This is a genomic window from Neobacillus niacini (genome assembly GCF_023715785.1).
GTDB classification, from domain to species: domain Bacteria; phylum Bacillota; class Bacilli; order Bacillales; family Cytobacillaceae; genus Neobacillus; species Neobacillus niacini_E.
This window is the reverse complement of sequence record NZ_JAMBOX010000047.1, coordinates 1-1,150: the sequence shown is the minus strand read 5'-3', so window position 1 is coordinate 1,150 and position 1,150 is coordinate 1. Positions and strand designations below refer to the sequence as shown.

The 1,150-nt window shown below is 39.8% G+C and carries 1 protein-coding gene; it reads left to right on the top strand.

All coding sequences use genetic code 11. The features are described from left to right. Positions 1-53 precede the first annotated feature (53 nt). The coding region (locus M3234_RS28675) for an IS110 family RNA-guided transposase (RefSeq protein WP_262307918.1) at positions 54-1,150 on the top strand (1,097 nt) is incomplete at its 3' end.

Here is a 1,150-nt window from a genome sequence, read left to right as displayed (position 1 = left end):
TTACTGGAAAAACAAACCAAATCAGAGCTGCAATACGAAAGGAGCTAGTTATTATGAAGGATACCATAAAATATGTAGGTTTAGACGTATCAAAGGAAAAAATAGCTGTTGCGATTGCCGATGAAGGACGAGATGAGCCTAGATACTGGGGGATGATTTCGAATACACCAGAAGCAGTTACGAAATTGATGAAAAAGCTAGGAAGCAGCGAGAACTTACGAGTGTGTTATGAGGCAGGCCCTACCGGATATGCGTTGTACAGATTACTTCTTACTCTAAATATTCACTGTAATGTGATAGCTCCATCCTTAATTCCTCAAAGACCTGGTGAGCGTATTAAAACGGATCGTAGAGATTCCGTTCGACTGGCTCAATTATATCGAGCTGGAGAATTAACTTCTGTTTACGTTCCCACTCCAGAGGATGAAGCTTTACGAGATCTTGTTAGATGTCGAGAAGATGCAGTAGAAGACGAATTAAGAGCTAAGCACCGGTTAAGTAAATTTTTACTGCGTTATGATATTCAACCACCATCAAAAGGCAAAAAATGGACCGTCAGATATTACAGATGGTTGGACACGTTAAAGTTCGAAAACTCTAAACTACAAGTGGTATTTCAAGAGTACTATCATCAAATTAAAGAAATACAACAACGAATCATAAGACTAGAAGAGGAAATCAGAATACAAGCAACAGACAGTATTCATGCCTCAACCATCCAAGCTTTACAAGCTTTAAGAGGCGTAGCGCTGATTACAGCGACTAGCATTGCGGCAGAAATAGGTTCTTTTAAACGTTTTACCACTCCAAGACAGTTTATGGCATATGTGGGATTAGTACCGAGTGAGTATTCGAGTGGTGAAAGTAGAAGACAAGGAAAGATCACCAAAACAGGGAATCGCCATGTTCGTCGTCTATTGGTGGAATCAGCCTGGAGTTATCGATATCAACCGTCTGTTAAAGGTGAATTACAAAAGAGACAAAATGGGTTACCGCCAAACATTCTAGCAATATCCTGGAAAGCACAAAACCGACTTCATAAGAAATATTTTCGATTATTATCAAGAGGAAAAGAAAGTGGTAAGGCCATAACAGCAGTAGCCAGAGAATTAGCGGGTTTCATTTGGGCAATCACACAAGAATTGGACGA